Source organism: Nocardioides sp. WG-D5, from assembly GCF_054031175.1.
Genome location: NZ_CM132928.1, coordinates 5,850,574 through 5,875,691, shown reverse-complemented (window position 1 = coordinate 5,875,691; position 25,118 = coordinate 5,850,574). Strand labels below are relative to the sequence as shown.

The 25,118-nt window shown below is 70.8% G+C and carries 25 protein-coding genes; 18 read left to right on the top strand and 7 right to left on the bottom strand.

What is annotated here, in order from left to right; translation table 11 throughout:
* The first annotated feature begins 1 nt into the window (after window position 1).
* The 4 genes from ACWZJV_RS28290 (at window position 2) to ACWZJV_RS28275 (ending at window position 5,013) form a co-directional block, all read left to right on the top strand.
* The gene (locus ACWZJV_RS28290; protein ID WP_457179749.1) at window positions 2-1,186 is read left to right on the top strand and encodes an acyl-CoA dehydrogenase family protein; all 1,185 of its coding nucleotides are present in this window, start codon (window positions 2-4) and stop codon (window positions 1,184-1,186) included.
* Window positions 1,186-3,006 carry an alkyl/aryl-sulfatase gene (locus ACWZJV_RS28285; RefSeq protein WP_457179748.1) on the top strand — a complete coding sequence of 607 codons (1,821 nt, stop codon included), beginning with the start codon at window positions 1,186-1,188 and terminating at the stop codon, window positions 3,004-3,006. Before ACWZJV_RS28290 ends, ACWZJV_RS28285 begins: the two co-directional genes overlap by 1 nt.
* A complete protein-coding gene (locus ACWZJV_RS28280; protein ID WP_457179747.1) occupies window positions 3,003-4,502 on the top strand; it encodes an acyl-CoA carboxylase subunit beta in 1,500 nt (499 codons plus the stop codon). The genes ACWZJV_RS28285 and ACWZJV_RS28280 overlap by 4 nt, the downstream gene beginning before the upstream one ends.
* A 73-nt stretch (window positions 4,503-4,575) precedes the next feature.
* The gene (locus tag ACWZJV_RS28275; RefSeq protein ID WP_196874170.1) at window positions 4,576-5,013 is read left to right on the top strand and encodes a DUF3592 domain-containing protein; all 438 of its coding nucleotides are present in this window, start codon (window positions 4,576-4,578) and stop codon (window positions 5,011-5,013) included.
* Between the two features lie 87 nt (window positions 5,014-5,100).
* Here the strand turns inward: ACWZJV_RS28275 and ACWZJV_RS28270 are convergent, their stop codons facing one another.
* The 3 genes from ACWZJV_RS28270 to ACWZJV_RS28260 form a co-directional block, all read right to left on the bottom strand.
* A complete protein-coding gene (locus ACWZJV_RS28270) occupies window positions 5,101-5,601 on the bottom strand; it encodes a DUF5994 family protein (protein WP_008359602.1) in 501 nt (166 codons plus the stop codon).
* Window positions 5,602-5,697: 96 nt separating this feature from the next.
* Window positions 5,698-6,576, bottom strand: a complete 879-nt coding sequence (locus ACWZJV_RS28265; RefSeq protein ID WP_008359599.1) for an LLM class F420-dependent oxidoreductase — start codon at window positions 6,574-6,576, stop codon at window positions 5,698-5,700.
* Between the two features lie 64 nt (window positions 6,577-6,640).
* Window positions 6,641-8,062, bottom strand: a complete 1,422-nt coding sequence (locus ACWZJV_RS28260; protein WP_196874171.1) for an alpha/beta hydrolase family protein — start codon at window positions 8,060-8,062, stop codon at window positions 6,641-6,643.
* Window positions 8,063-8,215: 153 nt separating this feature from the next.
* Between ACWZJV_RS28260 and ACWZJV_RS28255 the strand changes: the two genes are divergently transcribed.
* Window positions 8,216-8,638: a PPOX class F420-dependent oxidoreductase gene (locus ACWZJV_RS28255; protein WP_196874172.1), complete on the top strand. Its 423-nt coding sequence runs from the start codon at window positions 8,216-8,218 to the stop codon at window positions 8,636-8,638.
* Window positions 8,639-8,716: 78 nt separating this feature from the next.
* Here ACWZJV_RS28255 and ACWZJV_RS28250 read toward each other — a convergent pair whose 3' ends face one another.
* Window positions 8,717-9,151: an SPW repeat protein gene (locus ACWZJV_RS28250; RefSeq protein ID WP_457179746.1), complete on the bottom strand. Its 435-nt coding sequence runs from the start codon at window positions 9,149-9,151 to the stop codon at window positions 8,717-8,719.
* Between the two features lie 137 nt (window positions 9,152-9,288).
* On the opposite strand from ACWZJV_RS28250, the gene ACWZJV_RS28245 reads away from it, so the two are divergent.
* The 6 genes from ACWZJV_RS28245 to ACWZJV_RS28220 all read left to right on the top strand — a co-directional run bounded on the left by ACWZJV_RS28245 (window position 9,289) and on the right by ACWZJV_RS28220 (window position 12,867).
* Entirely contained in the window at window positions 9,289-9,654 is a 366-nt protein-coding gene (locus ACWZJV_RS28245) for an MmcQ/YjbR family DNA-binding protein (protein ID WP_457179745.1), read from the top strand.
* 95 nt (window positions 9,655-9,749) lie between these two features.
* Window positions 9,750-10,025 (top strand): hypothetical protein, encoded by a 276-nt coding sequence (locus ACWZJV_RS28240; RefSeq protein ID WP_040755562.1) that lies wholly within the window; start codon window positions 9,750-9,752, stop codon window positions 10,023-10,025.
* A gap of 124 nt (window positions 10,026-10,149) precedes the next feature.
* Entirely contained in the window at window positions 10,150-10,899 is a 750-nt protein-coding gene (locus ACWZJV_RS28235) for a VOC family protein (RefSeq protein ID WP_008359588.1), read from the top strand.
* A gap of 9 nt (window positions 10,900-10,908) precedes the next feature.
* Window positions 10,909-12,033: an endonuclease/exonuclease/phosphatase family protein gene (locus ACWZJV_RS28230; protein ID WP_457179744.1), complete on the top strand. Its 1,125-nt coding sequence runs from the start codon at window positions 10,909-10,911 to the stop codon at window positions 12,031-12,033.
* 103 nt (window positions 12,034-12,136) lie between these two features.
* A complete protein-coding gene (locus ACWZJV_RS28225; protein WP_008359586.1) occupies window positions 12,137-12,328 on the top strand; it encodes a hypothetical protein in 192 nt (63 codons plus the stop codon).
* Entirely contained in the window at window positions 12,325-12,867 is a 543-nt protein-coding gene (locus tag ACWZJV_RS28220; protein ID WP_196874177.1) for a MauE/DoxX family redox-associated membrane protein, read from the top strand. The genes ACWZJV_RS28225 and ACWZJV_RS28220 overlap by 4 nt, the downstream gene beginning before the upstream one ends.
* On the opposite strand, the gene ACWZJV_RS28215 is transcribed toward ACWZJV_RS28220, so the two are convergent.
* Entirely contained in the window at window positions 12,822-13,292 is a 471-nt protein-coding gene (locus ACWZJV_RS28215) for a GNAT family N-acetyltransferase (RefSeq protein ID WP_457179743.1), read from the bottom strand. The two genes, ACWZJV_RS28220 and ACWZJV_RS28215, sit on opposite strands and share 46 nt — an antisense overlap.
* 187 nt (window positions 13,293-13,479) lie before the next feature.
* On the opposite strand from ACWZJV_RS28215, the gene ACWZJV_RS28210 reads away from it, so the two are divergent.
* Window positions 13,480-14,208, top strand: a complete 729-nt coding sequence (locus ACWZJV_RS28210) for a peptidylprolyl isomerase (protein WP_457179742.1) — start codon at window positions 13,480-13,482, stop codon at window positions 14,206-14,208.
* 97 nt (window positions 14,209-14,305) lie between these two features.
* Here the strand turns inward: ACWZJV_RS28210 and soxR are convergent, their stop codons facing one another.
* Window positions 14,306-14,779, bottom strand: coding sequence for a redox-sensitive transcriptional activator SoxR (gene soxR / locus ACWZJV_RS28205; protein WP_457179741.1), 474 nt, complete (start codon window positions 14,777-14,779; stop codon window positions 14,306-14,308).
* 60 nt (window positions 14,780-14,839) lie between these two features.
* Here soxR and ACWZJV_RS28200 point away from each other — a divergent pair, with 60 nt between their 5' ends.
* Together ACWZJV_RS28200 and ACWZJV_RS28195 are read left to right on the top strand one after the other, a co-directional pair.
* Window positions 14,840-15,538 carry an SDR family NAD(P)-dependent oxidoreductase gene (locus ACWZJV_RS28200; protein ID WP_457179740.1) on the top strand — a complete coding sequence of 233 codons (699 nt, stop codon included), beginning with the start codon at window positions 14,840-14,842 and terminating at the stop codon, window positions 15,536-15,538.
* Window positions 15,535-16,596 carry an S-adenosylmethionine:tRNA ribosyltransferase-isomerase gene (locus ACWZJV_RS28195; RefSeq protein WP_457179739.1) on the top strand — a complete coding sequence of 354 codons (1,062 nt, stop codon included), beginning with the start codon at window positions 15,535-15,537 and terminating at the stop codon, window positions 16,594-16,596. The genes ACWZJV_RS28200 and ACWZJV_RS28195 overlap by 4 nt, the downstream gene beginning before the upstream one ends.
* A 10-nt stretch (window positions 16,597-16,606) precedes the next feature.
* Here the strand turns inward: ACWZJV_RS28195 and ACWZJV_RS28190 are convergent, their stop codons facing one another.
* Window positions 16,607-17,044, bottom strand: a complete 438-nt coding sequence (locus ACWZJV_RS28190; RefSeq protein ID WP_457179738.1) for an OsmC family protein — start codon at window positions 17,042-17,044, stop codon at window positions 16,607-16,609.
* A gap of 37 nt (window positions 17,045-17,081) precedes the next feature.
* Here ACWZJV_RS28190 and pepN point away from each other — a divergent pair, with 37 nt between their 5' ends.
* The 4 genes from pepN (at window position 17,082) to ACWZJV_RS28170 (ending at window position 25,060) form a co-directional block, all read left to right on the top strand.
* A complete protein-coding gene (gene pepN / locus ACWZJV_RS28185) occupies window positions 17,082-19,532 on the top strand; it encodes an aminopeptidase N (protein ID WP_457179737.1) in 2,451 nt (816 codons plus the stop codon).
* A gap of 60 nt (window positions 19,533-19,592) precedes the next feature.
* Window positions 19,593-20,792 carry an exonuclease SbcCD subunit D gene (locus tag ACWZJV_RS28180; RefSeq protein ID WP_457179736.1) on the top strand — a complete coding sequence of 400 codons (1,200 nt, stop codon included), beginning with the start codon at window positions 19,593-19,595 and terminating at the stop codon, window positions 20,790-20,792.
* Window positions 20,792-23,713: an AAA family ATPase gene (locus ACWZJV_RS28175; RefSeq protein WP_457179735.1), complete on the top strand. Its 2,922-nt coding sequence runs from the start codon at window positions 20,792-20,794 to the stop codon at window positions 23,711-23,713. The genes ACWZJV_RS28180 and ACWZJV_RS28175 overlap by 1 nt, the downstream gene beginning before the upstream one ends.
* Window positions 23,714-23,836: 123 nt before the next feature.
* On the top strand, window positions 23,837-25,060 hold the full coding sequence (locus ACWZJV_RS28170; RefSeq protein ID WP_457179734.1) for a hypothetical protein: 1,224 nt from the start codon (window positions 23,837-23,839) through the stop codon (window positions 25,058-25,060).
* Window positions 25,061-25,118: the final 58 nt, after the last annotated feature.

Below are 25,118 nucleotides of genomic sequence, written 5' to 3'. Positions count from 1 at the left end.
GATGACCTTCTCCCTCACCCCGTCCTACCCCGACAACCCGCGCCTGGACGAGCTGGTCCACCGGCTGCGGGACTACCTCGACGGCGAGCTCGCCGACTACGAGCGCGGACTCGGCCTCGGCCCGGAGACGCACCTGGACCGCTCGATGCTGGAGCCGGTGTGGCAGCGCAGCCGCGAGCTCGGCTTCTACGGCATCCACCTGCCCGAGTCGCTCGGCGGCCAGGGCCTGAGCTTCACCGAGCTGGCCGCGCTCAAGGAGGAGATCGGCGCCTCCGGCCGCCAGCTCGCCACCAGCGTGCTCGGCGACATGGGCGGCCCACTCCGGGTCGGCGCGATCTTCGAGCACGCGACCGAGCACCAGATCGAGAAGTACCTGATGCCGGTCGTCCGCGGCGAGCGCGCCTGCTGCTTCTCGATGACCGAGGACGACGCCGGCTCCGACGTACGCCGGATGCAGACCACCGCCACCCCGGCGCCGGGCGGCTTCCTGATCAGCGGGCACAAGGTGTTCAGCACCGGCGGCACCTTCGCCGACTTCGCGATCCTGGTGGCCCGGATGGCCGGCGAGGAGGAGTCGTACGCCGCCTTCTTCGTCGACCTCGGCTCCCCCGGCTGCCGGGTGCTGCCCGGCGACCTACCGCTGTCGGGGCAGAACATCGAGAGCGACGTCGTGCTCGAGGACTGCTTCGTGCCGCAGGAGAACCTGCTCGGCGAGATCGGCCAAGGCCTGCGGATCGCGCTCGGCCGGGTCACTGCCAACCGGCTGCTGCACTGCCCGACCGCGCTCGGCGCCGCCCGGCGAGCACTCGCCCTGGCGCTCGACTTCGCTGCCCACCGCACCGTCTTCGACGGGCTGCTGCTCGAGAAGCAGGCGATCCAGCACAGGCTCGCCGACATGGCCACCGACTACTACGCCGCCCGGTCGATGACCTACGACGCCCTGGCCGACCTGGACGCCGGCAGGCGTCCGCGGATCGAGTCGTTCATGTGCAAGCTGTTCGTGGCCGAACGCTCGTTCGAGATCGCCGATGCGGCGCTGCAGCTGCACGGCAAGGCCGGGATGGTCCGGGGCGCCGAGATCGAGGTGATCTGGCGGCGGCTGCGGATGTTCCGCGTGCTGACCGGCTCCTCGGAGATCCAGCGCAATGGCGTCATCCGTGATCTCGTGAAGTCGCTGGGGGCCTGATGACCGACGTCCACCAGGAGGAGGCCGACGCCCACCGCGGGTTCGTGGGCGCGCTGAAGCCCGGCCTCGTGACCAGGGCTGACGGCACGGTCGTGTTCGACGCCGACGCGGACGCCTTCCTCGACTCACCCGCGCCGGAGACCGCACATGCGGGACTGTGGCAGCACAGCCGGCTCACCTCGCTCCAGGGCCTGTTCGAGGTCACCGAGGGCATCTACCAGGTCCGCGGCCTCGACCTCGCCAACCTGACCATCGTCGAGGGCGAGCGCGGCATCATCGTGATCGACACCCTCACCACGGCCGAGACCGCGGCGGCGGCGCTGGGGCTCTACCGCGAGCACCGTGATGACCGGCCCGTCACCGGGGTGGTGCTGACCCATCCTCACGCCGATCACTTCGGCGGGATCGCCGCCGTGCTCGCGGCGGGCGGCGGTGACGTACCGGTGCTGGCGCCGGAGGGGTTCCTGGAGCACGCGGTCTCGGAGAACGTCTACGTCGGTCCCGCGATGAACCGGCGCTCGACCTTCATGTACGGCAGCATGCTGCCCGTCGCGCCGGACGGACACCTCGGCTGTGGCCTCGGTCCACGGCTGGCGTCGGGCACCATCGGGCTGGCCGAGCCGACCGACTCGATCACCCGGACCGGGGAGACGCGGGTGATCGACGGCGTGGAGATGGAGTTCCAGCTCACGCCGGGCAGCGAGGCGCCGGCGGAGATGAACATCTATCTCCCCGACCGGCGGGCACTGCTCCTGGCCGAGAACGCCGTCCACTCCCTGCACAACATCATCACCCTGCGCGGCGCCGAGGTGCGCGACGCCCGGCTGTGGGCGCACTACCTCACCGAGGCGATCGACCTGTTCGCCTCACGCGCCGACGTCGCCTTCGCGACCCATCACTGGCCGACCTGGGGTGCGGAGCGGATCGAGGCCTTCCTCGCCGGGCAGCGCGACGTCTACGCCTACCTGCACGACCAGACCGTACGTCTCATCAACCGCGGCCTGACGCCGACGGAGATCGCCGAGGAGCTCGTCCTGCCACCGGCGCTCGACGCGCAGCCCTCGACCCGGGGCTACTACGGCTCGCTGAGCCACAACGTGAAGGGGATCTACCAGCGCTACCTGGGCTGGTACGACGCCAACCCCGCCCACCTGTGGGAGCTGCCACCGGCCGAGGAGGGCGAGCGCTGGGTGCGGCTGCTCGGCGGCACGTCCGCGGCGCTCGACCACGCCGCGGCTCTCGTGGCGAGCGGCGAGAGCGGTGACCTGAGGTTCGCGGCGACCCTGCTCAACCATGTGGTGTTCGCGGACCCGTCGGAGCGAGCGGCCCGGGAGCTGCTGGCCGAGGTCTACACCCGGCTCGGGCACGGCGCGGAGAACGCCACCTGGCGCAACGTCTACCTCACCGGTGCGCGCGAACTCCTCGACGGCCCGCAGGTACCGCCCCGCGGAGGCGGTCGGGGCCTGCTCGCCGCACTCACGGTCCCGCAGCTGCTCGACTCCCTCTCCATCCGGATCGACGGCCCGCGGGCGTGGGACCTAGACCTGCGGATCGACTGGCATCTCACCGACCACGACGACACCGCCGCGGGCGGCTGGTGGCACGCCCGGCTCCGCAACGGGGTGCTCGTGCACCGGCGCGACAGCGCCCCGGACCCGGCCGCCGGCCTCAGCCTGACGCTCACCCGCCCCCAGCTCGCCGGTCTGCTCGGCGCGCGGCGGCTCGACGGGATCGAGCACGCCGGTGACCTCGGTCTGCTCCAACGCCTGCTGGGGGTGCTCGAGGCTCCCGACCCGGCATTCCCTATCGTGACCGCGTGACCGACGACACACCTGTGACCGGACTGACCGAGCTGCACGCCCGCCGCTTCCTGACCACGGACGCGGCTCGCGCCGACAAGGTCGCCCGCTGGCACGGGAAGGGGCGGCGTACGGCTCGGGAGAACATCGCCGACCTGGTCGACCCGGGCTCGTTCGTCGAGTACGGAAGGTTCATCACCGCGGCGCAGGAGCAGCGTCGCGACCTGGCCGAGCTCGTCGTCGAGACTCCCGCCGACGGGATCATCGGCGGCACCGCCACCATCGGCGGCAAGCCGTGCGCGGTGCTGTCCTACGACTACCTGGTGATGGCCGGTACGCAGGGCATGCGCGGGCATCGGAAGTCGGACCGGCTCATCGAGATCATCGGGCGGATGCGGCTCCCGACCGTCTTCTTCACCGAGGGCGGCGGCGGGCGCCCGGGCGACACCGACATCCCGCTGGTCTCTGCGCTCGATGTCGGCTCGTTCGCGCTGTGGGGCGAACTCGAGGGCGTCGTGCCGCGGATCGCCGTCGTCTCCGGGCGCTGCTTCGCGGGCAACGCGGTGCTGGCCGGCTGTGCCGACCTCCGCATCGCGACGCCGGACGCCAACCTCGGCATGGCCGGCCCGGCGATGATCGCCGGCGGCGGGCTCGGCACCTTCGCCCCGGAGGAGATCGGACCGGTGAAGGACCAGGCCGCCAACGGCGTCATCGACCTGGTCGTCGAGGACGAGGCCGCAGCCGTCGAGGCCGTACGCAGCATCCTCGCCTGTCTCGAGCCGGCCGCGGAGGGCGGCGAGGCCGTCGACCAGACCGACCTGCGCACGATCCTCCCCCACAACGACCGGGAGGCCTTCGACGTACGCCCTGTCGTCGAGACGCTCGCCGACGTCGACTCGGTCGTCTGGCTCCGCGAGGCGTTCGCTCCGGAGCTCGTCACCGCGCTGGCACGGATCGACGGGATCGCGGTCGGCGTGGTCGCCAACCAGTCGACGCACCTGGCCGGGGCGCTCACCAGCGACGCCTCGGTCAAGGCAGCCGACTTCCTCGCGCTGTGCGACCGCTGGGGTCTCCCGGTGGTGTCGCTGGTCGACACCCCGGGGTTCATGGTCGGCCCCGAGGCCGAGCGGGGCGGTCTGGTCCGGCACGCCTCGCGGATGGTCGTCGCCGGCGCCCAGCTCTCGACACCTCTCGTCGGGGTGATCCTGCGCCGCGGCTACGGCCTCGGGGCGCAGGCCATGCTCGGCGGCAGCACCCACCGCCCGCTGCTCACCGTCGCCTGGCCCGACGCCCACCTCGGCCCGATGGGCCTGGAGGGCGCCGTACGCCTCTCCATGGCCGCCGAGCTCGCCGCGATGCCCGAGGCGGAGCGCGAGGAGACGGTGGCCGCGCTCACCGAGGAGTACCGCAAGCAGGCCAGCGCCCTCAACGCCGCACGCGTGTTCGAGATCGATGACGTCATCGACCCCGCCGAGACACGTGCCGTCGTGGCGGCGACCCTCCAGCGGGCCCGATAAGCCCGCGAGCCCGCTGCGATGACGTAGCCTCCTGCCATCAGGCGGCTCTCGCCTCGGGCGATGGGAGACTTGGATGTTCTTCGGCTGGCTCTTCGCGGGGATGGGCCTGCTGTTCGCGGGCATCGGGGTGTGGATCGTGGTCTGGTCGATCATCAGCCGCCAGCGGCTCTCGACCTGGACACCGTGGCAGGCCACGATCCGCGAGGTCGAGACGAAGACGACCTCGAGCGGCGACCACGGCAGCCGTACCCGGCTGATCGCGCACTATGAGTATCGCGGTCCCGACGGCGGCACCTATGCGAGCTCGGGTACGCTGCCCGACCGCCGGTTCCGGCTGGACGGGACGGTGCCGCCGTTGGACATCGTGGTCAACCCGCTCGACCCGTCGAAGTCGATGATCGCGGGATCCGGCGGAGGCACCGGCTGCGCGATCGTCTTCGGGATCATCTTCGGTGGGATGGGGCTGCTGTTCGCGTGCGTCGGCCTCGGGCTCGCCCGGGCCCCGATGTGACGTAGCCTCCCGGAGGCTCGCAGCCGCGCCGCTCTGCTCGGGCCGCCACCTCGGCACGGGGGCACAGGTCGATCAGGGACCGGACAGCTAATGGGCGCCGTCGTTGTCCCAGATCTGCTGACCGATGTGGCTCTGGTCGGGGCCATCGAGGCCCAGCAGCTGCGCCGGGCGCTGGGTGTTCCGGTCGTCTGCCGCCTGTTCCATGATCTCCTCGGCACGCTCGGCGTCGGTGTCGTGAGGCACCACCAGCAGGCGTAGCCGATAACCGGAGGCCATCGACAGCACCACGAGGTGGGTGTCGTCGGACGGGAACGAGCCCACCTTCACGAACCCGCGTGCGGCGCGGATCTTGTGGGCGCTCGACGCTCCCCCGCCCGAGTCCCAGTCGGGCCGGGAGTACAACAGCCGCGAGATCCGGCCCACGCGATGGGGAAAGTGGTCGATCAGGTCAGCGGCCTCCTCCTGGAGGTCGCGTGACTGTGGCCACCAAGCGCCATCGAGCGGCCCCGAGCTGAAGCTGTTGTCGAGGCGGATCCGAAGCCCGACCCGAACTGCGGTCGTGTGCTCCTCTGTCGGCGACGTCGTCATGACGATCACCTTTCGTGCTGCCCTGCGAACTCGACGAGCCCGGCTGGAAGCGTGGTTAGAACAAGTGTACGCCTCTGGCCAACCGGAGCGGGCCTTCTAGATCTCTTTGAGCCGCGGCACCAGGTCGACGGCCGCGGTGGCCCACGGGACCGGGTCGACGTACGGCGTCGGCATCAGCCCGACGAGCGTGATGCCGAGGGCGGCGTACTCCTCCATCGACTTCAGGAACGTGTCCGGGTCCTCGACCGCGGGCCCCTGGAAGAGCATGGTCTTCTCGATCGCGTCGTAGTCGGTGCCGAGGTCGTCGCAGTGGCCGCGCAGCACGTCGAGCTTGTGCTTGACGGTCTCGACCGCCTCGGGACTGGCGGCGCCGAAGAGGTTGGTGCCCTGGCCGTACTTGGCGACCAGGCGGAGCGTCTTCTTCTCCCCGCCCCCACCGATCAGGACCGGCACCGTGCCGTTGACCGGCTGCGGCAGCGAGATCGTCTCGGCGAGCTGGTAGTGCTTGCCCTCGTAGGCGCCGTCGTTGTCCGACCACATCTGGCGGCAGATCTCGATGGTCTCCTCCAGGCGCTCGAACCGCTCGGCGGTCGGCGGGTAGGGCACGCCGAGGCCCTGGTGCTCGCGCTCGTACCAGGCCGCGCCGATGCCCAGCAGCGCGCGGCCGCCGGAGAGCCGGTCGAGGGTCGTGACGGTCTTGGCGAGCAGCCCGGGGTGACGGTAGGTCACTCCGGTGACAAGCAGGCTGAGGCGTACGTTGTCGGTGATGCCGGCCAGGTAGCCCAGCGTGGTGTAGCCCTCGAGCATCGGCTCGAAGGGGCCGCCGGCCTGCTCCATCTGGAACCAGTGGTCCATGACGGTGAGCAGGTCGACGCCACCCTCGTCTGCGATGCGGGCGGTCTCGGTCAGCTTGTCGGCGAGCGTGGTCTCCCACTCGGGGTGGGTGAACGTGAAGTAGTGGAGTCCAAGATCCATACCTCAGACGCTAGAGCTTCGAGCGCGCTCTAAGACAAGCCCCTTTCCTCGACTCAGTGGCAACTCACGGACGCATCCGCCGCTCCTCGCGCAGGTCACGCTTGTCGAGCTTCGCGTCGTACGCCGCCAGCGGCTTCGCCTTCGTCGCGTCGGCCTCGACGGCCGCGGTCGCGACGCCGGCCCACTCCAGGATCCGGGCGGTGGCGAGCTCACGCTCGTCGGCGACCAGACCGGCGACGTTGGCACCGTGGTTCATGCCTGGGGCGGTGAAGACGTAGGAGTCGGTGGCGAAGAATCCCGGGCGGAAGCGCTCGGCGCCCCACGGGTCGGCCTCGCCGTAGACGAAGAGCATCTGGTGAGCGTGCTTGCGCACCCACGAGTCGACGTCACGCATGGCGGAGGGGTCGAACCGCATGTCGATGTCGCGCGGGACGAAGCTGCGCGGCGGCTGGTAGCCGTAGCGGATCAGCTCGTCCTCGATGTGCGGGAAGCCGATCGTCGGCGCGCCCAGCTCGGTGCCGGCCTGATAGTAGTAGGGCGTGTAGGGGCTCAGGCCCTGGTCGGTGTAGAAGCTGAAGCCCGAGTAGTAGTCGATCGAGTCCCAGATCGCCTGGTCGGTGGCGGTCGCCGCGTCGGCGGGGATGTTCGAGCACTGTGAGGTGCCGGCGTACTGCCAGAAGGCCCACACGTAGTCGAGCACCACCATCTCGTACGCAGCGTCCAGGCTGCCCACGGTGTCGAAGGTGTAGCCCTCGGCTGCCGCCAGGTCGGCGTATTTCGCCTTCAGCGCCTCGCGTCGGACGAGAGCCTCGCGCTGCACACCGTTGAGCCGGTCGCGGCAGTCCTCGGTGCCGACGGTGGCGAAGAACTCGTCGTAGGCGGAGTCCTCACGGTTGACCACGTCGTTCGGCGCGACGTAGGCGACGATGCCGTCCATGTCGCGGGGGTAGAACCGCTCGAAGTAGGTCGCGGTCATGCCGCCCTTGGAGCCGCCGGTGGCCAGCCAGTTCGCGGAGTAGATCGGCTTCAGCGCCTTGAAGATGGCGTGCTGGTCGCTGGCCGCCTGCCAGATGTCGAGGTCGTCCCAGTCGGCGGGGTCGGGACGCGACGGGGTGAAGAAGCGGTACTCCATCGAGACCTGGTTGCCGTCCACGATCCGGGTCGGCTCGCTGCGGCCCGGGTTGGTCGAGACGTTGTAGCCACTGGTGTGGAACACGGTCGGGCGGGCGGTGTCCTTGTGGAGCACGGTGAAGCGCTGCTGGAAGGTGTCGCCGTCGGGACGCCGGTGGTCGACCGGCTGGGTGAAGCTCAGGACGAAGTAGCGGTAGCCGGTGACCGGCTTCTCCTGGATCAGGCTGACGCCCTCGATGGCGAGGAGGCGGTCGAGGATGTCGTCCTCGGCGGCGGTCGCGGGGTTGGCGGGTGTGACGAGGAGCAGGGACACCAGCCCCATCGCCACCAGAATCCGGCCGATCAATGCACGCATGTGGGGTCTCCTTCGGTGCGGGGTGCTCGGCAACCTAGCCGACCCGCGCGGGGCGCACCTCCGAATTAGGAACGCGGGAAGGAAGTCGCGGCCCGGTGCCTTCTAGAAGGCAACGACCATCTGGGCAACGCCCGCCAAAGGAGGCGCTTCACCATGACGTTCGACCCGCATGAGCTGCTCGCCACGACCCGCCACGGGATCCTTGCCACGATCAAGGCGAACGGGCTCCCACAGCTCTCGCCGGTGTGGCAGTACTACGACCGTGAGCGCGGCGAGATCCTGATCTCGACCCGCGAGGGGCTGGTGAAGACGAAGAACCTCCGCCGCGACCCGCGGGCTGCGATCGAGGTCGACGGTCCCGGCGGGCGCTCCTGGGCCACGGCCGAAGGCACGGTCACGCTGACCGGACCGGGCACCGCTCCCGACGGACCGGAGGTCGACGCGCTCGTCGACTACTACCGGCGCGGTGCCGGCGAGCATCCCGACTGGGACGAGTACCGAGAGGTGATGGTCAAGGACCGCCGGGTGCTCATCACGATCGCCGTGACGAAGGTCTACGGCGCGGACCTCGGCTGAACCCGGTCGCCCGAATCCACCTGAGGCCGGCCGAGCGCTCCTCGCTCGGCCGGTCGATTCGGGACGATTCCGCGAGCGCTACCTACGCGGATTGAAGAACGTGCCGAACCCGGACGAGCCGAGCCCGCACAGCATGATGACGGCCCCAACGATGACGTTGGAGGCGATCATCCCCCCGGTCGTGTCGACGCCGTTCATGAGCCACGGCGAGACGATCGCCCATGCCCCCATGAGCGGAACGGTCCAGGCCAGACCGTGTGTGCGGCCGAACGCCGACGCGAACCCGAGCGCCAGCAGTGCAACCGTGAGACCGATGATCAGGTTGCTGATCATCAGTGGCGATGCCGTGGTGTTGAAGCCCACGATCCACGGCGATACGGCCAGATAGAGGCCGGCCAGCATCGTGACACCATCGACCACCTGAGCGGTGGCGGAGGATCCGGTCAGATCGAACCGGTCCCGAAGTGCCGCGATGTCGGGGTGTTCCTGAATGGACAGGTTTTCAGACGACATTTGTATTTCACCTCCTCAGCCCCATGCCAAAGGAAGAACGACTGTCCTCGGCCAATATTCTAGGCCTGCCGTCTCGCATTTGACCCACCGGAAATCGCGGCCCACGACGACGCGCGGGCGGTGGCAGGATGGGCGCCATGGACGTGACCTCGCTGCAGGCCTACTGCCTCGCCAAGCCCGGCACCTGGCCCGACAACCCGTGGGATCACGAGCATCCGGTGATCAAGGTCGGGCCGGGTGAGCGCGGCAAGATCTTCGCGTTCCTCGGAGCCGCGAAGGTCGGGCTCAAGTGCGGTCCGTCGCGCGAGGTCGCCGACGAGTGGCTGCTGCGCTATCCCGACGACGTGACGGTCACCGGCTACATCGGGCGGTCGGGGTGGAACGACCTGTCCTGGGGCGGTGAGATCCCGGACGAGGAGATCCTGGAGGCGGTCGACGAGTCGTACGCCGCGGTGGTCTCGAAGCTCCCGAAGAGCCTTCGTCCGGAGGGCTGGGACGCCTGATCCCGGGCGACCCGCGGCCCCACGGGCTTGAATGAGGCCGATCGGTGAGGAATGGTGGAGCGGGTACTCCGTACCCAACCATGGAAGATCTCGACATGCTTCAGCTGACCGAGAACGCCACCACGATCGTCCGCTCGATCTCCGAGCAGTCCCAGGGCGCCGGCCTTCGCCTCGCCTCCAACGCAGAACCGGACGGTGCGTTGAGCGCCGCACTGGTCCCCGAGGCCGAGGCCCAGGACCAGGTCATCGAGCAGGAGGGCGCACGCGTCTTCCTCGACCAGGGCGCCGCCGCCGAGCTCGACGACAAGGTCCTCGACGCCGGGATGGATGCCTCCGGCAACGTACAGTTCGGGATCTCCCAGCAGGGCTGATCCCCGACTCTCGACACGCCGGGGCGCGCCGCACTCGCGGTGCGCCCCGGCGTGTCTCATTCAGTCCCCGCGAGTCTCCTCGTGCGCCTGCGCGGGCCTCGTCGCACGCGTAGGGTCGACAGACATGAGCACCGCTGGCGTACCTGCCTGGTTCCATCTCTTCCTCGACGTCCCGCGCCCGCGTTGGGAGGAGGCGGTCGCGTTCTGGTCGGCCGCGACCGGCTGGGCGATCTCGCCGCCGCGGGGCGAGGACAAGCAGTTCGTCACCCTGGTGCCGCAGACGGGTGATGCCTGGCTGAAGCTCCAGGCTCTCGAGGACGGCGAGCCACGGGTCCACATCGACCTCGACGCGGCCGATCGCGAGGCCGCCGTCGAGCGGTCGACGTCCCTCGGCGCACACCCGGCATGGACGTACGACGAGGTGCCGGTCATGCGCTCCCCCGGTGGGCTGCCCTTCTGCCACACCCTCGGCGACAGCTCCGCGCCCCGGTTCGCGCGCTCGGAGCCCGAGCGGGTGGTCGACCAGATCTGCATCGACATCCCCCGTGGTCGCTGGGACGAGGAGGTCGCCTTCTGGGCGGCGGTCACCGGACGGACGGCGGAGCCGGCCAAGACCCCCGAGTTCGTACGCCTCGCCGACCCCGACGCTCACGGCGGCCTCCGGATCCTGCTGCAACGGCTCGAGGACGAGGACGGCGAGGTGCGGGCACACCCGGACGTCGCGGTCGCCCACCGCGCCTCGGAGACCTGCCGTCATGAGGCGCTCGGCGCCGAGACCGTCGGGGTCTTCGAGTGGTGGACGGTCATGCGTGCTCCGTACGGGCAGGTCTACTGCCTCACCGATCGCGACCCGCTGACCGGTCGGGTGTCCTAGCCTGGAGGTATGCGGCTCGCATCCTTCAATGTCGAGAACCTCTTCGCCCGGCCGAAGGCGATGGACACCGACGCGGCCGACGCCAAGACGCGGCGGGCGGTCCTGACCGCTCACTCCCGCGTCTCCACCCTCCTCGCCCAGCCCAGCTATGCGGGCGACGAGCAGGAGATCTTGGACAACCTCGCGAAGCTCGGCCTGCTCAAGAGCGACGAGGGCGAGTTCGCGCGGCTGCGGAAACTGCGGGGCGCGCTGCTGAAGCGGCCGCGGTCGGGCGACGTGCAGCTGGTCGCGAAGGGTCGCAACGACTGGGTCGGCTTCGTCGAGCTCAAGACCACGGCCGTCGACGAGGTCGCCACCGAGAACATCGCGCGCGTCTTCGCCGAGCTGCGTGCCGAGGTCGCGGTGGTCGTCGAGGCCGACGACCGGCCGGGGCTGCACATGTTCTCCGAGACGCTGCTGCCGGAGGTCGGCGCCGAGGCGTACGAGCAGGTGATGGTCGTGGAGGGCAACGACGAGCGGGGCATCGACGTCGGCGTGATGGTCGGCGACGGCTACCGTCTCGTCCAGCTCCGCACGCACATCTTCGACCGCGACGAGGAGGGCGTGATCTTCTCCCGCGACTGCTGCGAGTACCACCTCGAGGCTCCCAGCGGCGCGCGGATCGTGGTGCTGGCCAACCACTTCAAGTCCAAGGGCTACTCGGAGAAGGGTGATCCCCAGGGCGCCAAGCGGCGCGGACGGCAGGCGACACGGGTCGCGGAGATCTACCGCGGGCTGCTCGAGGAGGGCATCGAGCACATCTGCATCGCCGGCGACCTCAACGACTCCCCCGCCAGCGAGTCGCTGAAGCCCCTCCTCTCCGTCGACGGCCTCGTCGACGCCAGCGAGCACGAGCACTGGGACTGGAACCACCGCCGCGGAACGTACGGTTCCGGCAACGAGGACGACAAGATCGACTACCTCCTCCTCTCCCCCGCGCTGCGCGCGAAGCAGACCGGCGGCGGCGTCTTCCGCAAGGGCGTCTGGCACGGGCCGCGCACCAAGGACCCGTGGGACCTCTTCCCCACGTTGACGGCCGAGCAGCACGCGGCCTCCGACCACGCGTGTCTCTACGCCGACTTCACCGACCTGTGATCTGGGCGCCCCGTTCCTGAGAAGGCGGCCCGCAGCCTGAAGATGCGCTGAAGGCGGGCGTCCGGGCGGTGGTTGCGGCCCTGGACTGTGGCACGCTGGCCGCGTGAACGAGGTGTGGTACGTCGTCGGGCTGGTCGCGGTCTCCGTGGCCGTGCTGGCGCTCGGGGTGTGGTTCGTGCGGCGCGAGATCCGGGACGAGGTCTCGCCCGCGCCGCTGCTGTGGACCGGCTACGCGGTCGTGGCCGCGTTCGTCGTCTTCGGAGTCCTGCGCACGTCGTGGGTGGTGCTCTCATGAGGACCCGCGCAGCCATTCTCAACGAGCACAGCCTGGGCTGGATCGGCCTCGCCGGCCGCCTCTACCTCGGCTTCGTGTTCCTCGCCGCCGGGCTCGCCAAGCTGCCCGAGCCGACGATCACCGAGCAGGCGGTGCGTGGCTACCAGCTGCTGCCGTGGCAGCTGGCCCCTGCGTACGCCATCGCGATGCCGATCGCCGAGATCGTGCTCGGCGTGCTGCTCATCCTCGGCCTGTTCACCCGGACGGCGGCGGTGGCGACGGCCCTCGGCCTGTGCTCGTTCCTCCTCGGGATCACCTCGGCGTGGGCGCGCGGGCTCAACATCGACTGCGGCTGCTTCGGCGGTGGTGGCGCGTCGGCCGACCCCAGCTACCTCGCCGACACCTTCCGGGACCTGGGCTGGCTGGCGATCGCCGTCTACCTGATCCTCGTACGCCGCACCAAGCTCGCTCTCGACGACCTGCTGTTCCGACGGAGCACTCCGTCGGTCGAGGACTACAGCGAGAGCTCGAAGAAGACCGAGTTGGGGTCGAGCACGTAGCTGCCGAAGGGCGGGCGCTCGGTGAAGCCGTTGCCCGCGTAGAGCCGTCGGGCGGGCTCGTAGAAGGCCTCCGTCCCCGTCTCCAGGAGCACCCGGCGGCCGCCCTGTGACCTGGCCTGCTCGATCAGGTGGCGCAGCACCGCGGTCGCGATGCCGCGGCCACGGGCGGCGGCCGTGGTGCGCATCGACTTGAGCTCGTAGTCGCCCTCGCCGAGCGACTTCAGCGCACCGCAGCCGACCAGCTCGGTGTCCTCCCAGGCCGACCAGAACGCGATCTCGGGCACCTTCAGTGCCTCGAGGTCGAGCGCGTGCACCGATTCGGCCGGCGTCACCGCGTACATGTCCTCGAGATGCTCCTCGAGCATCCGGATCACCTCGGGACGGGTCATGTCGTCGAGCTCGAAACGCAGCGAGAGCAGTGGCACGGCTGGAGGCTAGCCGAGCCCTCCCCTGTCGTGGCGTTTCGGGGTGCGGTGAGGCTGGTGCAGTATCGCGGCACGCAACCAGGCTGTGCGATAGTGCGCGGCACCGATGCTGGTGACGGATGTCGGTGGCATCGCTGCCGCGGGGTCGGTCGCGAGTGGATTCGGGCGGCTCCCCTAGCATCTGGGCATGCTGACTCGTATGCTCCCGGCCGCTGCCGCCGCTGCCCTGCTTCTGACGCTCTCCGCCTGTGGCTCCTCCAGCGGTTCCGGGGACTCGGGTGAGGCTCAGGAGAGCAAAGGCCCGAAGTCGAGCGAGTCGAGCGACTGGAAGTCGATCGTGAAGGCCGGTTCCACCAGCTGCGACTACGCCGAGGACCCGATGGGCGCCTCGAAGGAGGTGGACGCGCCGGAGAAGACCGCGCAGTACACTGGCAAGGTCGCCGCCACCATCAACACCTCCGTCGGCCCGCTCGCGGTGACCCTCGACGCCGACAAGGCGCCGTGCACCGTCAACTCGTTCCTCTCGCTGGCCTCGCAGGACTACTACGACGGCACCAGCTGCCACCGCCTCGGCGCCAACCCGGGCTTCGAGCTGCTGCAGTGCGGCGACCCGACCGGCCAGGGCACCGGCGGCCCGGGGTACACCATCCCCGACGAGTTCAAGCCCAGTGACACCTTCCCGGCCCGCACCCTCGCCATGGCCAACACCGGCCAGCCCGACTCCGGCGGCAGCCAGTTCTTCATGGTCTTCGGCGACACCCAGCTCGAGCCGGCCTACACCGTCTTCGGCACCCTCGACGAGGCCGGCATCAAGACCCTCCAGGAGGTCGGCGAGGCAGGTGTGGCCGAGGCCGGCGGCGACGGCACCGGTGCTCCCAAGACTCCCGTCGAGTTCGAGACGATCACCGTCGGCTGATCACCCTCACGCCGAATCGGTGGTTGTGGGCGACGAAACTGTTGTTTCGTCGCCCACAACTGCATTCTCGGCTCGCCAGTTCGGCGGATTCGGCGGGTCAGGGGCGGCGGCGGGGAGGGTCGCGGCGCAGGACCTTGGGGAGGTACGCGGCGCCGGAGCTCTGGGCGGCAGCGGCGTCGCCGGGGTTGGAGATGCGGCAGCGCTGGAGCGAGAGGCAGCCGCAGCCGATGCAGGAGTCGAGGTTGTCGCGCAGACGCTCCAGGGCGTGGATCTGCTCCTCGAGGCGGCGGCGCCAGTGCTTCGACATCCGGGCCCAGTCGGCCTTGGTCGGGGTCCGGTCCCCCGGCAGACAGTCGAGCTCGGCCTTGATCTCGTCCAGGGAGAGCCCGACGTTGGCGGCCGCCCGGATGAAGGCGAGGCGGCGCAGGACGCTGCGCTCGAACGTACGCTGTCCCCCGGCCGATCGCTCGGCCTGGATCAGGCCCTGGCTCTCGTAGTAGCGGACCGCGGAGGCCGCGTAGCCGCTGCGGCGGGTCACCTCGCCCATCGTGAGCTGGTCGTGGGTGTTCATCTCACTCTTTTCTGTCGCAGCCCTTGATCTCGAGTTCACTTTAGGTTGAATCCTAGCGGCATGAACCGATCACACAACCACGTCGCCGTCATCACCGGCGGCTCCGCCGGCCTGGGCCTCGCCCTGACCACGGCGCTCCTCGAATCAGGGTGGAGCGTCGTCACCGACGCCCGCCACGCCGACCGCCTCCACGCCGCGCTGCCGGACAGCGCTCGGGTGACGACGCTGGCCGGCGACGTACGCGACCGGGACCACCAGGACGCCATCGCCGCCGCCGTCGCGCGGCACGGGCGTCTGGACCTGCTCGTGCACAACGCCAGCGAGCTCGGCCCGATGCTTCCCCTGGCCGAGGTCCCCGAGAGCCTCTTCTCCCAGGTCCTCGAGACGAACCTGCTGGCGCCGCTCGCGCTCACCCAGCGGCTCCTCCCCTACCTGATCGCCTCCCGCGGCACCCTCGTCGGCATCTCCAGCGACGCGGCCGTCGAGCACTACCCGACCTGGGGGACGTACGCAGCCAGCAAGGCCGCGCTCGACCACCTTGTCCTCACCCTCGGCGAGGAGAACGGGGTCCGCGCCTACGCCGTCGACCCTGGCGACATGCGCACCGCGATGCACCAGGCCGCCTTCCCCGGCGAGGACATCTCCGACCGCCCGCTCCCGGAATCGGTCGTTCCGCACCTGCTCGCACTGCTCACGAGCACGCAGCCCTCAGGGCGCTACCGCGCCACCGACCTCGCACCCGCAGGAGCAAGCCGATGACGATGCTCGCCGAACGGCCCACGACCACCTTCCCCTTCCCCGAGGACACCACCGCTCCCGCGCCCGCGGAGTGGCGCGGCCTGGAGCGCGACGGCGTGCGCCTGCTCGTGGCGACTCCGGGCGGCGTACGACATGCGCGGTTCCGCAATCTTGCCGACCACCTCTCCCCCGGCGACCTGGTCGTGGTCAACGACTCGATCACCGAGGCGCGTCAGCTCGATGCCGACATGGTCGGTCGTGGCCGGGTCGTGCTCCACCTCGCCCAGCGCCTCGACACCGGCTGGGCGGTGGAGATCCGCTCGGCGCCGGACGCCGCCCGGTCCGTGCTCGACGCGGCCGAGGGCGACGTGGTCGTGACCGCGGGGCTCCGGGTCACGCTGCTCGAGCCCTACCCCGACGGTCGCCCATCCTCCCCCACGGGCAAGGGAAACCGGCTGTGGCGCGCGGAGGTCACCGGCGACGTGACCGCCGAGCTGGCGCGGGCCGGCCGGCCGATCGCGTACGGCTATCTCGACCGGCGCTACCCGCTCGACGCCTACCAGACGGTCTTCGGGCACCGCCCCGGGAGCGCCGAGATGCCCTCGGCCGCGCGACCGTTCACCCATCCCCTGGTCACCGAGCTGGTCACGCACGGCATCCAGATCGCACCGGTCACCCTGCACACCGGCGTCTCCTCCCAGGAGGCCGGCGAGGCCCCCGGCGCGGAGTGGTTCGAGGTCTCCGAGACCACGGCCAGGCTGGTGGAGCAGACCAGGTACGCCGGTGGCCGCATCGTCGCGGCCGGCACCACCGTCACCCGGGCCCTGGAGTCGGCCGTCGTCCCGGCGACCGGTGCGGTGAGAGCAGCCAGCGGTTGGACCGACCGGGTGATCACGCCCGCCAACCCGCCGTACGTCGTCAACGGGCTCATCACCGGCTGGCACGACCCACAGGCCAGCCATCTCCTGCTCGTCGAGGCGGTCGCCGGTCCCGAGCTCACCCAGGCGGCCTACGACGCCGCGGTCGCCGAGGGCTACCTGTGGCACGAGTTCGGCGACTCCGCCCTCCTGCTCCCCTGAACCCTGAGTGCTAGGACAGGGCGCCCTCGCCGTAGGTGACGGGGGTGCCGACCGCGACGGTGCGGCCGACGGTGCACAGCCGGGTCTCGGACTTCTTGATCGCGTCCGGGAGGACGGTGCGGGCAGCGTCGCCGGCCTCACCCTCGGGGAAGGTGATGTCGAAGGTGACCGAGATGTCGACCAGGCGGTTGCCCTGCTCGTCGCGGATCTTGGTGGCCGCGGCGAGGGCCTCGAAGGTCTCCATCGGCGACCGCTTTCCGGTGATGAAATCGACGTCCAGGGCGCTGCAGCCGGCCAGGGCGGCGAGGAGCAGCTCGACCGGCGTGAAGTCCGGGTCGTCCCCGTGGCCGATCACCACGGTGCCCCCGCGCGCGTTGGTGGCACGGAAGCGGTGCTCGCCGATCTTCTCCAGAGATACCGAACGCTGGTCTGCCGAAGACGAAGTCATGGGGTAAGAGTGCCACCCGCCCGTTAGCCTGTGCGACGTGACCACCCAGAGCCTGCCCCTACGCCGCGACGAGGCCATCGCCCGTGCCGGACTGCTGAAGATCGAGGACTACGACGTACGTCTCGACCTTGCCTCCAGCGAGGAGACCTTCCACTCGGTGACGACGATCCGGTTCACCTCGAAGGGCGGGTCGACGTTCGTCGACCTGAAGCCGGTCTCGGTGGCTCGGATCAGCCTCAACGGCAGCCCGGTGGACCCGGCCACGCTCGCCAAGGGACGCCTCCCGATCACCACGGTGGAAGGCACCAACGAGCTCGTCGTCGAGGCCACGATGCCGTTCCGCAACGACGGCGAGGGGCTGCACCGCAGCGTCGACCCGGCCGACGGGCGGGCCTACGTCTACGGGATGTGCTTCATGGACGCCGCCCCGACGATCTTCGCCTGCTTCGACCAGCCCGACCTGAAGGCGCCCTACACCTTCCACGTCACCGCGCCCCAGGACTGGACGGTGATCGGCAACGCGCCCGGCACCCAGACCTCCCCCGGTGAGTGGGAGTTCGAGCGGAGCCAGCCGCTCTCGACGTACTTCGTCACGCTCGTCGCCGGTCCCTGGCACATGATCCACGACGAGCACGACGGCATCCCGCTCTCGCTGAGCTCGCGGCAGAGCATCGCCGCCGACCTCGACAAGGACGCCGAGGAGCTCTTCACCCTCACCAAGCAGTGCTTCGACGAGTTCCACCGGCTCTTCGGCATCCGCTACCCCTTCGGCAACTACCACCAGGCCTTCGTGCCGGAGTTCAACGCCGGCGCGATGGAGAACCCGGGCTGCGTGACCTTCCGCGACCCGCTCGTCTTCACCTCGCGGGTCACCCGTGGCATGCGGATCCAGCGCGCCACCACGGTCGCCCACGAGATGGCCCACCAGTGGTTCGGCGACCTGGTCACCCCGCAGTGGTGGGACGACCTGTGGCTCAACGAGTCGTTCGCCGAATACATGGGCAACCGGGTCACCGCCGACGTGACCCAGTACGACGACGCCTGGGCCGACATGTCCTACGCCCGCCGCCAGTGGGGGCTCACCGCCGACCAGCGTGGCTCGACCCACTCGGTCGCCGGCAACGGCGCCGAGGACGCGGTCTCCGCGCTGCAGAACTTCGACGGCATCTCCTACTCCAAGGGCTCCGCGATCCTGCGCCAGCTCGCCGCCTCCCTCGGCGACGACGTCTTCTTCGCCGGCGCGATCGACCACTTCACCCGGCACCGGTTCGGCAACGCGACGATGCACGACCTGTTCGCGTCCTGGGCCTCGGCCGCGGACGAGGCGGGCGTCGACTTCGACCTCGACACCTTCACCTCCCAGTGGCTGCTCACCGCCGGCCCCGACACCCTCTCCTGGGACCCGGCGAAGATGGTCGTCAACCGCACCGCACCGTCGCTGCACCCCGCCGACCGCCCCCACACGTTCCGCGCGGCGATCCTCAACGGGACCCGGTGGACCACCGAGGAGATCACCGTGGCCGGCGACCAGACGCCGCTGAAGGTCGCCGCCAACGCGGTCGTGCTCGACCCCTACGACGACACCTGGGCCGCGGCGATCCCCGACTGGGAGACGGTCCAGGCGCTCAAGGCGGCACTGCCAGACGTCACCGACGGCGGCCTGCGCGCGGGCGTGTGGAACAACCTGCGCAGCGCCTGGTTCAACGCCGCGGTCGACCCTGCCGACGTCATCGACATCGCCGAGGCGTCGCTGCCGATCGAGGACGTCGAGGACAGCCCCCGGCGCACCATGCCGTGGCTCTTCGGCTCGGTGGTGCCGCTGGCGCCCGCCGGAGCCCGCGAGCGGCTCCACCAGGCCGCTCTCCGCAAGCTCGAGGAGGTCGCCCCCGGGTCGGAACTGCAGCTGTCGGCCTTCCGTGCGGCGATCCGCTCGGCGACCTCCGAGACGCTGCTGCGCGAGTGGCTGGCCGCTCCCCCGGCCGGCATCGAGACCGACCTCGACCTGCGCTGGCGCATCCTCGCCAAGCTCGCCGAGAACGGCTTCGCCTCTCGTGAGGAGCTGCAGGCGGCCTATGACGCCGAGCCGGCCAACGACGCCCGCATCCACCTCAACGGCGCCCTGGTCAGCATCCCCGACGCGGAGGCGAAGGCCTACGGCTGGTCGGTCTTCACCGGTGAGACCGACCTGCCCAACTACGACATCCTGGCCGCCGGGCGGGCGTTCTGGACCGGTCCGGCCGAGCTCACCGCGGGCTATCTCGAACGCTACTTCGCCGAGCTTCCCGCCACCGCCGAGAAGCGCTCGGGCTGGAGCCTGGCCGAGGCCGCCGAGGCGTTCTTCCCGAGCGGGTCGGTGACCAAGGAGACCCTCGCTGCCGCGAGGGCGGTCATCGAGCTGGATCTCGACCCGGGCGTACGCCGCCGGGTGTCCGATGCCGCCGACAACCTGCAGCGTCAGCTCGCGGTGAAGGTGACCTATCCCGCGTAGCCGAGGCGTCGCGGTGAGTCGGCGGCACGAGTGTCCGTACTCACCGATAGTTTTCGTTTCATGCGGATCCTGCACACCTCCGACTGGCACCTGGGCCGGTCCTTCCACCGGGAGGGCATGCTCGGGCACCAGGCGGCGTACGTCGACCATCTCCTCTCCGTGGTGGAGCAGGCAGAGGTCGACGTGGTGTGCGTCTCCGGCGATGTGTACGACCGCGCGCTTCCGCAGGTCGACGCGGTGCGGCTGGCCTCGGAGGCGCTCGCTCGGCTGGCGGCCTCTCGGGCGAAGGTGGTCATCACCAGCGGCAACCACGACTCCGCCCAGCGGCTGGGCTTCGGCTCCGAGCTGATCGACGCCGCCGGCATCTTCATTCGCACCGACCTGGCCGGCGTCGGCCGCCCGGTGATGCTCCCCGACGAGCACGGCGAGGTCGCCTTCTACGGCCTCCCCTACCTCGACCCCGACGCCGCCAGGGCGTCCTGGGGCCTGGAGTCGCGCTCCCACCAGGCGGCGCTCGGCGAGGCGATGCGCCGGGTGCGCGCCGACCTCGACCGGCGGGGTGCCCGCAGCGTGGTGATGGCGCACGCCTTCGTCACCGGGGCCGAGCCGTCCGACTCCGAGCGCGACATCTCCGTCGGTGGTGTCTCGATGGTGCCGGCCAGCCTCTTCGAGGACATCTCCTACGCCGCCCTCGGCCACCTCCACGGCCGCCACACGATCACCGAGACGGTGCGCTACAGCGGCTCGCCGCTGGCCTACTCCTTCTCCGAGGCCAACCACCTCAAGGGCTCCTGGCTCATCGATCTCGACGAGTCCGGGTTCGTCGCCAGCGAGTTCGTGGAGGCGCCGGTCCCGCGCGCGCTGGCCCGGCTGCGCGGCACCCTCGAGGAGCTGCTGAGCGACCCGCGCCACGAGGCCCACGAGCAGTCGTGGCTGCAGATCACCCTGACCGACCGGATCCGCCCGGCCCAGGCGATGGAACGGCTGCGGAGGCGCTTCCCGCACACCCTCGTGCTGGGCTTCGAGTCCACCGCGCCGGTCCTGGGCGCGCTGTCCCAGCCCGACCCGTCCCGGCCGCGGCGTGACATCGACCTCGTCACCGAGTTCGTGACCGAGCTGCGCGGCGAGCCCGCGGCCAAGGCCGAGCTCGCGCTGCTGCAGACCGCCGTCGACGCCTGCTGCGAGGACCCCGAGGTCGACTCCCTCGACTCGCGCGCCGGTGCGGCCGAGGAAGAGGAGTGGCTCGAGGTGCTCTTCTGATGCGCCTCCACCACCTCGAGGTCACCGCGTTCGGCCCGTTCACGGGCACGGTGACCGTCGACTTCGACCAGCTCTCCGAGGCCGGGCTCTTCCTGCTCTCGGGCGCCACCGGCGCGGGCAAGACGAGCGTCCTCGACGCGGTCTGCTTCGCACTCTACGGCGACGTTCCCGGCGACCGTTCGGTCGCGAAGCGACTGCGCAGCGACCGGGCCCCGGCCGAGGTCGCCACGCGGGTCGTCCTCGACGCGACGCTCGCCCAGCGCCGCTTCCGGATCACCCGCTCACCGTCGTGGGAGCGCCCCAAGCGACGCGGCTCCGGCACCACGACCCAGCAGGCGTCCGTCGTGCTGATGGAGCTGGTCGGCGAGGAGTGGCGCACGCTCACCAACCGCCTCGACGAGGCCGGCCACCTGGTCTCCGACCTCCTCGGCATGACACTGACCCAGTTCGTGCAGGTCGCGATGCTCCCCCAGGGCCGCTTCCAGGCCTTCCTCCGCTCCAGCACCGAGGAGCGCAAGCGGCTGCTGGAGCGGCTCTTCCGCACCGAGCGCTTCGCCGACGTGGAGCGCTGGCTCCGTGAGCGCCGTGTCGAGCTCCGCCGTCGTTCCGAAGAGCTCAACGCCGGCGTCGCCGAGGTGGTCAGCAGGATCAGCGAGACGGCCGCCGTGACTCTCCCCGACGACTGGGACGTCCACGACCTCGGCCTGCCCGCCGGCGACGGAGCGATCGCCACCTGGGCCCGCACCCTCACCGAGGAGGCCACCGAGGCGCAGGCCGTCACCTCCGGCGCCGCGATGGAGGCCCTGGCCGCGGAGTCCGAGACCCTGGCCGCCCTCGACGCCGCCCGCGCGATGGCCGAGAAGCAGCGCGGCCTCCGCGCCGCCGCCGCGGCCGAGAGCCGTCTCGTCGCGACGGCCGAGGAGCAGGCCGAGCGCCTACGCCGCGTCGAGGCCGCCCAGCGCGCCGAGGCCGTCGCCGGGGTCAGCGACCTCGCCGAGCAGGCGCGCCGCGAGCACGCCCGGGCGGTCGCCCTCGCGCCGAGCGACCTGACCCTGACCGAGGCCAAGGCAGCCGTCGACCGGATCGCGGCGCGCCTGGCCCAGGCCCGCGCCCTCGTGCCGGTCCAGCGCCGGCTCAGCGAGGTCGTCCGCGAGCTCGCGACGACCGGCGCACAACGCGACCGCGTGGTCGCCCAGACGCAGGAGCAGGCACGGCTCACCGAGCAGCTACCGCAGCAGACCGAGGCCCTCGCTGCCGAGCTGGTGGCGGCCACCGAGGCGGCCGCCGCGATCCCGGTGCTCCGCGCTCAGGTCGCGGCCGAGACGGAGGTCGGCCGGCTGACCCGGGAGCTCGCCGATGCCCGAGCCCGGCACGAGTCGGCCAGGACGGCCGCCATGGAGGCGCGCACCCACTATCTCGACGTACGCCAGGCACGGCTCGACGGCATCGCGGCCGAGCTCGCCGGCGCCCTCGCCGTCGGCGCGGACTGCCCGGTGTGCGGCTCCCACGAGCACCCGCACAAGGCCTCTCCCGCAGAGGGTGCCCCGGACGCCGCGGCGGAGAAGGCCGCCCAGACGGTCTACGACAACGCCAGCGCCGAGGAGCACGCCCGCGACCAGCACGTGCGCGACCTCAGCACGCGTCTCCAGCTCGCCCAGGAGGCCGCCGGTGAGACCGACGAGCCTGTCGAGTCGCTGGCCGAGCGCCTCGCCGGGCTGGAGCGTACGGCTGCCCGCGAGGCCGACCTCCGCGCGAAGCTCACGTCCGCCGAACAGGCGCGGGAGCGCTCGGTCGCGCTCCGCGCCGAGCTCGAGACCCGCGCTGCCGAGCTGGAGACCACGCTGCGTCACCTCACCGAGGAGCGCGAGCGTCTCGAGGAGCAGCTGAGCGACGTCCGCAACGAGCACCCCGACGTCGACGCCCTGCTCACCGCGCTCGACCGCGACCACCGGTCGGCAGCAACCGCCCTCGAGCGGCTCGAGGCGGCCACGCGTGCCGCCGAGGCGCTCGCCGGGGCCGAGCGCACGCTCACCGCCACCGCCGACCGGGCGGGCTTCGACAGCCCGGAGAGCGCCCTCGCCGCCGCGCTCCCGCCCGAACGGGTCGCGGCGCTGAACAGCCAGATCAAGACGTACGCCGACAGTCTCGCGGCCGCCCGCGCGACCCTCGACTCGCCCGGCGCCGCCGAGATCCTGGCCACCGACGAGCCCGACCTGCCGGCGCTCTCCGACGCTCACCGCAAGGCCGCCGACGCCGCCGACGCCGCCCGCTCGGCGGCCGACACCGCCGCCAACCGAGCCGCGCGTCTCGACTCGTTGCAGCGCGATCTGACCCGCGCGCTCTCGACCTGGGCGCCCGTACGCGACGACCTCGAGGTCGCGGCCCGGATCGCCGCCTTCGCCGAGGGGAAGAGCAGCGACAACCAGCTCCAGATGAGCCTGTCGGCCTACGTCGTCGCCTACCGCCTCACCCAGGTCGTCGCCGCCGCCAACGAACGGCTGGCGAAGATGAGCGACCAGCGCTACGCCCTGGAGCACTCCGCGGCCAAGGGCGCCGGTGACCGTCGCGGCGGACTCGCGCTGATGGTCCGCGACGACTGGTCGGGCGAGTCGCGGGACCCCGCCACCCTCTCCGGCGGCGAGACCTTCGTGGTCTCCCTCGCCCTGGCGCTCGGCCTGGCCGACGTGATCATGAACGAGGCCGGGGGCCAGATGCTCGACACCCTCTTCGTCGACGAGGGTTTCGGCTCCCTCGACGCGGACACGCTCGACGACGTGCTCGATGTCCTCGACACGCTCCGCGAGGGCGGCCGGATCATCGGCGTGGTCAGCCACGTCACCGAGATGCGCGAGCGCATCCCCACCCAGCTGGCGGTCACCAAGGGCCGCGAGGGCTCCACCCTCCACGTCCTCGGCACCTGACCCGAAAATTAACCGTCGAGGCGACGGTTATTACCCAGCAGTAGTTCCCCGGGAGTGACGTACGTCACTAGCCTGAGGCGGCTCCGCGTCGCGGAAGCCGTCCCAGACCACCCGGAGGTTTCCGTGCCACGTCTCACCACCCGTGTCGCCCAGGTCGCCGCAGCCCTTCTCCTACCCGCGTCCCTGCTCTCAGCAACGACGATGCTGGCCTCGCCCGCGCACGCCGACGGCCCCGGCAGCGGCACGCCGTGGATCGTCACCGTCGGTGACAGCTACGTCTCCGGCGAGGCCGGTCGCTGGGCCGGCAACAGCAACTCCGGCGAGTCGCTGATCGACGCGGGCGGCAGCGCGACGTACTTCGACAACGCCACCCACACCGCCGAGACGATCAACCGCTGCCACCGCAGCACGGCCGCCGAGGCGTACGTCGGCGGTGGCGTGAACGGGCTCAACCTGGCCTGCTCGGGCGCGAAGGTCGCCACGACCACGACCAGCGAGGGCTACTTCAAGCCCGGGATCGACTTCTACTCCAGCGGCGGCAACCAGGGCCAGGCCCTCATGCTGCAGAGCTTCGCGGCGAGCCACAACGTCAAGGCGGTGACGATCGGCATCGGCGGCAACGACTTCAACTTCGCCGCCATCGTCACCCAGTGCGTCCAGGACTTCCTGGCCTCGCCCTCCTGGTTCAAGGACTACTGCAAGGACGACGCGGTCGTCACCAACGCCATGGCGGCAAGCAACGTCGCCGCGGTGCGCGCGCGGATCGCCACCGCCTTCCAGAACGTACGCACCGCCATGCGCAACGCGGGCTACGCCGACGGCGCCTGGACCCTGATCGTCCAGAACGTGCCCTCGCCCCTGGCGACCTCCTCGGTCTACCGCTACAGCGAGTCCGGCTACACTCGTCAGAACACCGGCGGCTGCGGCTTCTGGAACGCGGATGCCGACTACGCGTACAACACGATCCTGCCGACGATCAACAACGCGATCTCGGGGGCGGCGACCGACTCCGGGCTGACCAACATCAAGAAGGTCGACGTCACCGGCGCGTTCGCCGGCCGCCGTCTGTGCGAGAACACCGTGGGCCTGCTCGAGGAGAAGGGGCTCTCGAGCTGGCGGCCCTCCGGTGCGGTCGACAACACCGAGTGGGTCAACCAGATCCGCACCGTGTCCACCGCGAGCGGCAACTACTACATCCAGGAGAGCCTGCACCCCAACTACTGGGGACAGCTCGCCCTGCGCAACTGCCTGCGCCAGGCCTACAACGGGGGCACACCGAGGTCCGGCACCTGCACCCACGGCACCGGCCTCAACGCCAACGGCGAGCCCGTCATGACCCTGAACTGACCCGCCGAGCCGTCACTCCGGTCGGCCGAGCCGTCACCTGGGTGACGGCTCGGCCGGC

What these genes read in the sequence shown, in the direction of transcription:
- ACWZJV_RS28290 (WP_457179749.1), top strand. Translation starts at nt 2, where the DNA reads ATGACCTTCTCCCTCACCCCGTCCTACCCCGACAACCCGCGCCTGGAC.
- ACWZJV_RS28285 (WP_457179748.1), top strand. Translation starts at nt 1,186, where the DNA reads ATGACCGACGTCCACCAGGAGGAGGCCGACGCCCACCGCGGGTTCGTG.
- ACWZJV_RS28275 (WP_196874170.1), top strand. Translation starts at nt 4,576, where the DNA reads ATGTTCTTCGGCTGGCTCTTCGCGGGGATGGGCCTGCTGTTCGCGGGC.
- ACWZJV_RS28270 (WP_008359602.1), bottom strand. Translation starts at nt 5,601, where the DNA reads ATGACGACGTCGCCGACAGAGGAGCACACGACCGCAGTTCGGGTCGGG.
- ACWZJV_RS28265 (WP_008359599.1), bottom strand. Translation starts at nt 6,576, where the DNA reads ATGGATCTTGGACTCCACTACTTCACGTTCACCCACCCCGAGTGGGAG.
- ACWZJV_RS28260 (WP_196874171.1), bottom strand. Translation starts at nt 8,062, where the DNA reads ATGCGTGCATTGATCGGCCGGATTCTGGTGGCGATGGGGCTGGTGTCC.
- ACWZJV_RS28255 (WP_196874172.1), top strand. Translation starts at nt 8,216, where the DNA reads ATGACGTTCGACCCGCATGAGCTGCTCGCCACGACCCGCCACGGGATC.
- ACWZJV_RS28250 (WP_457179746.1), bottom strand. Translation starts at nt 9,151, where the DNA reads ATGTCGTCTGAAAACCTGTCCATTCAGGAACACCCCGACATCGCGGCA.
- ACWZJV_RS28245 (WP_457179745.1), top strand. Translation starts at nt 9,289, where the DNA reads ATGGACGTGACCTCGCTGCAGGCCTACTGCCTCGCCAAGCCCGGCACC.
- ACWZJV_RS28240 (WP_040755562.1), top strand. Translation starts at nt 9,750, where the DNA reads ATGCTTCAGCTGACCGAGAACGCCACCACGATCGTCCGCTCGATCTCC.
- ACWZJV_RS28235 (WP_008359588.1), top strand. Translation starts at nt 10,150, where the DNA reads ATGAGCACCGCTGGCGTACCTGCCTGGTTCCATCTCTTCCTCGACGTC.
- ACWZJV_RS28230 (WP_457179744.1), top strand. Translation starts at nt 10,909, where the DNA reads ATGCGGCTCGCATCCTTCAATGTCGAGAACCTCTTCGCCCGGCCGAAG.
- ACWZJV_RS28220 (WP_196874177.1), top strand. Translation starts at nt 12,325, where the DNA reads ATGAGGACCCGCGCAGCCATTCTCAACGAGCACAGCCTGGGCTGGATC.
- ACWZJV_RS28210 (WP_457179742.1), top strand. Translation starts at nt 13,480, where the DNA reads ATGCTGACTCGTATGCTCCCGGCCGCTGCCGCCGCTGCCCTGCTTCTG.
- soxR (WP_457179741.1), bottom strand. Translation starts at nt 14,779, where the DNA reads ATGAACACCCACGACCAGCTCACGATGGGCGAGGTGACCCGCCGCAGC.
- ACWZJV_RS28200 (WP_457179740.1), top strand. Translation starts at nt 14,840, where the DNA reads ATGAACCGATCACACAACCACGTCGCCGTCATCACCGGCGGCTCCGCC.
- ACWZJV_RS28195 (WP_457179739.1), top strand. Translation starts at nt 15,535, where the DNA reads ATGACGATGCTCGCCGAACGGCCCACGACCACCTTCCCCTTCCCCGAG.
- ACWZJV_RS28190 (WP_457179738.1), bottom strand. Translation starts at nt 17,044, where the DNA reads ATGACTTCGTCTTCGGCAGACCAGCGTTCGGTATCTCTGGAGAAGATC.
- ACWZJV_RS28180 (WP_457179736.1), top strand. Translation starts at nt 19,593, where the DNA reads ATGCGGATCCTGCACACCTCCGACTGGCACCTGGGCCGGTCCTTCCAC.
- ACWZJV_RS28175 (WP_457179735.1), top strand. Translation starts at nt 20,792, where the DNA reads ATGCGCCTCCACCACCTCGAGGTCACCGCGTTCGGCCCGTTCACGGGC.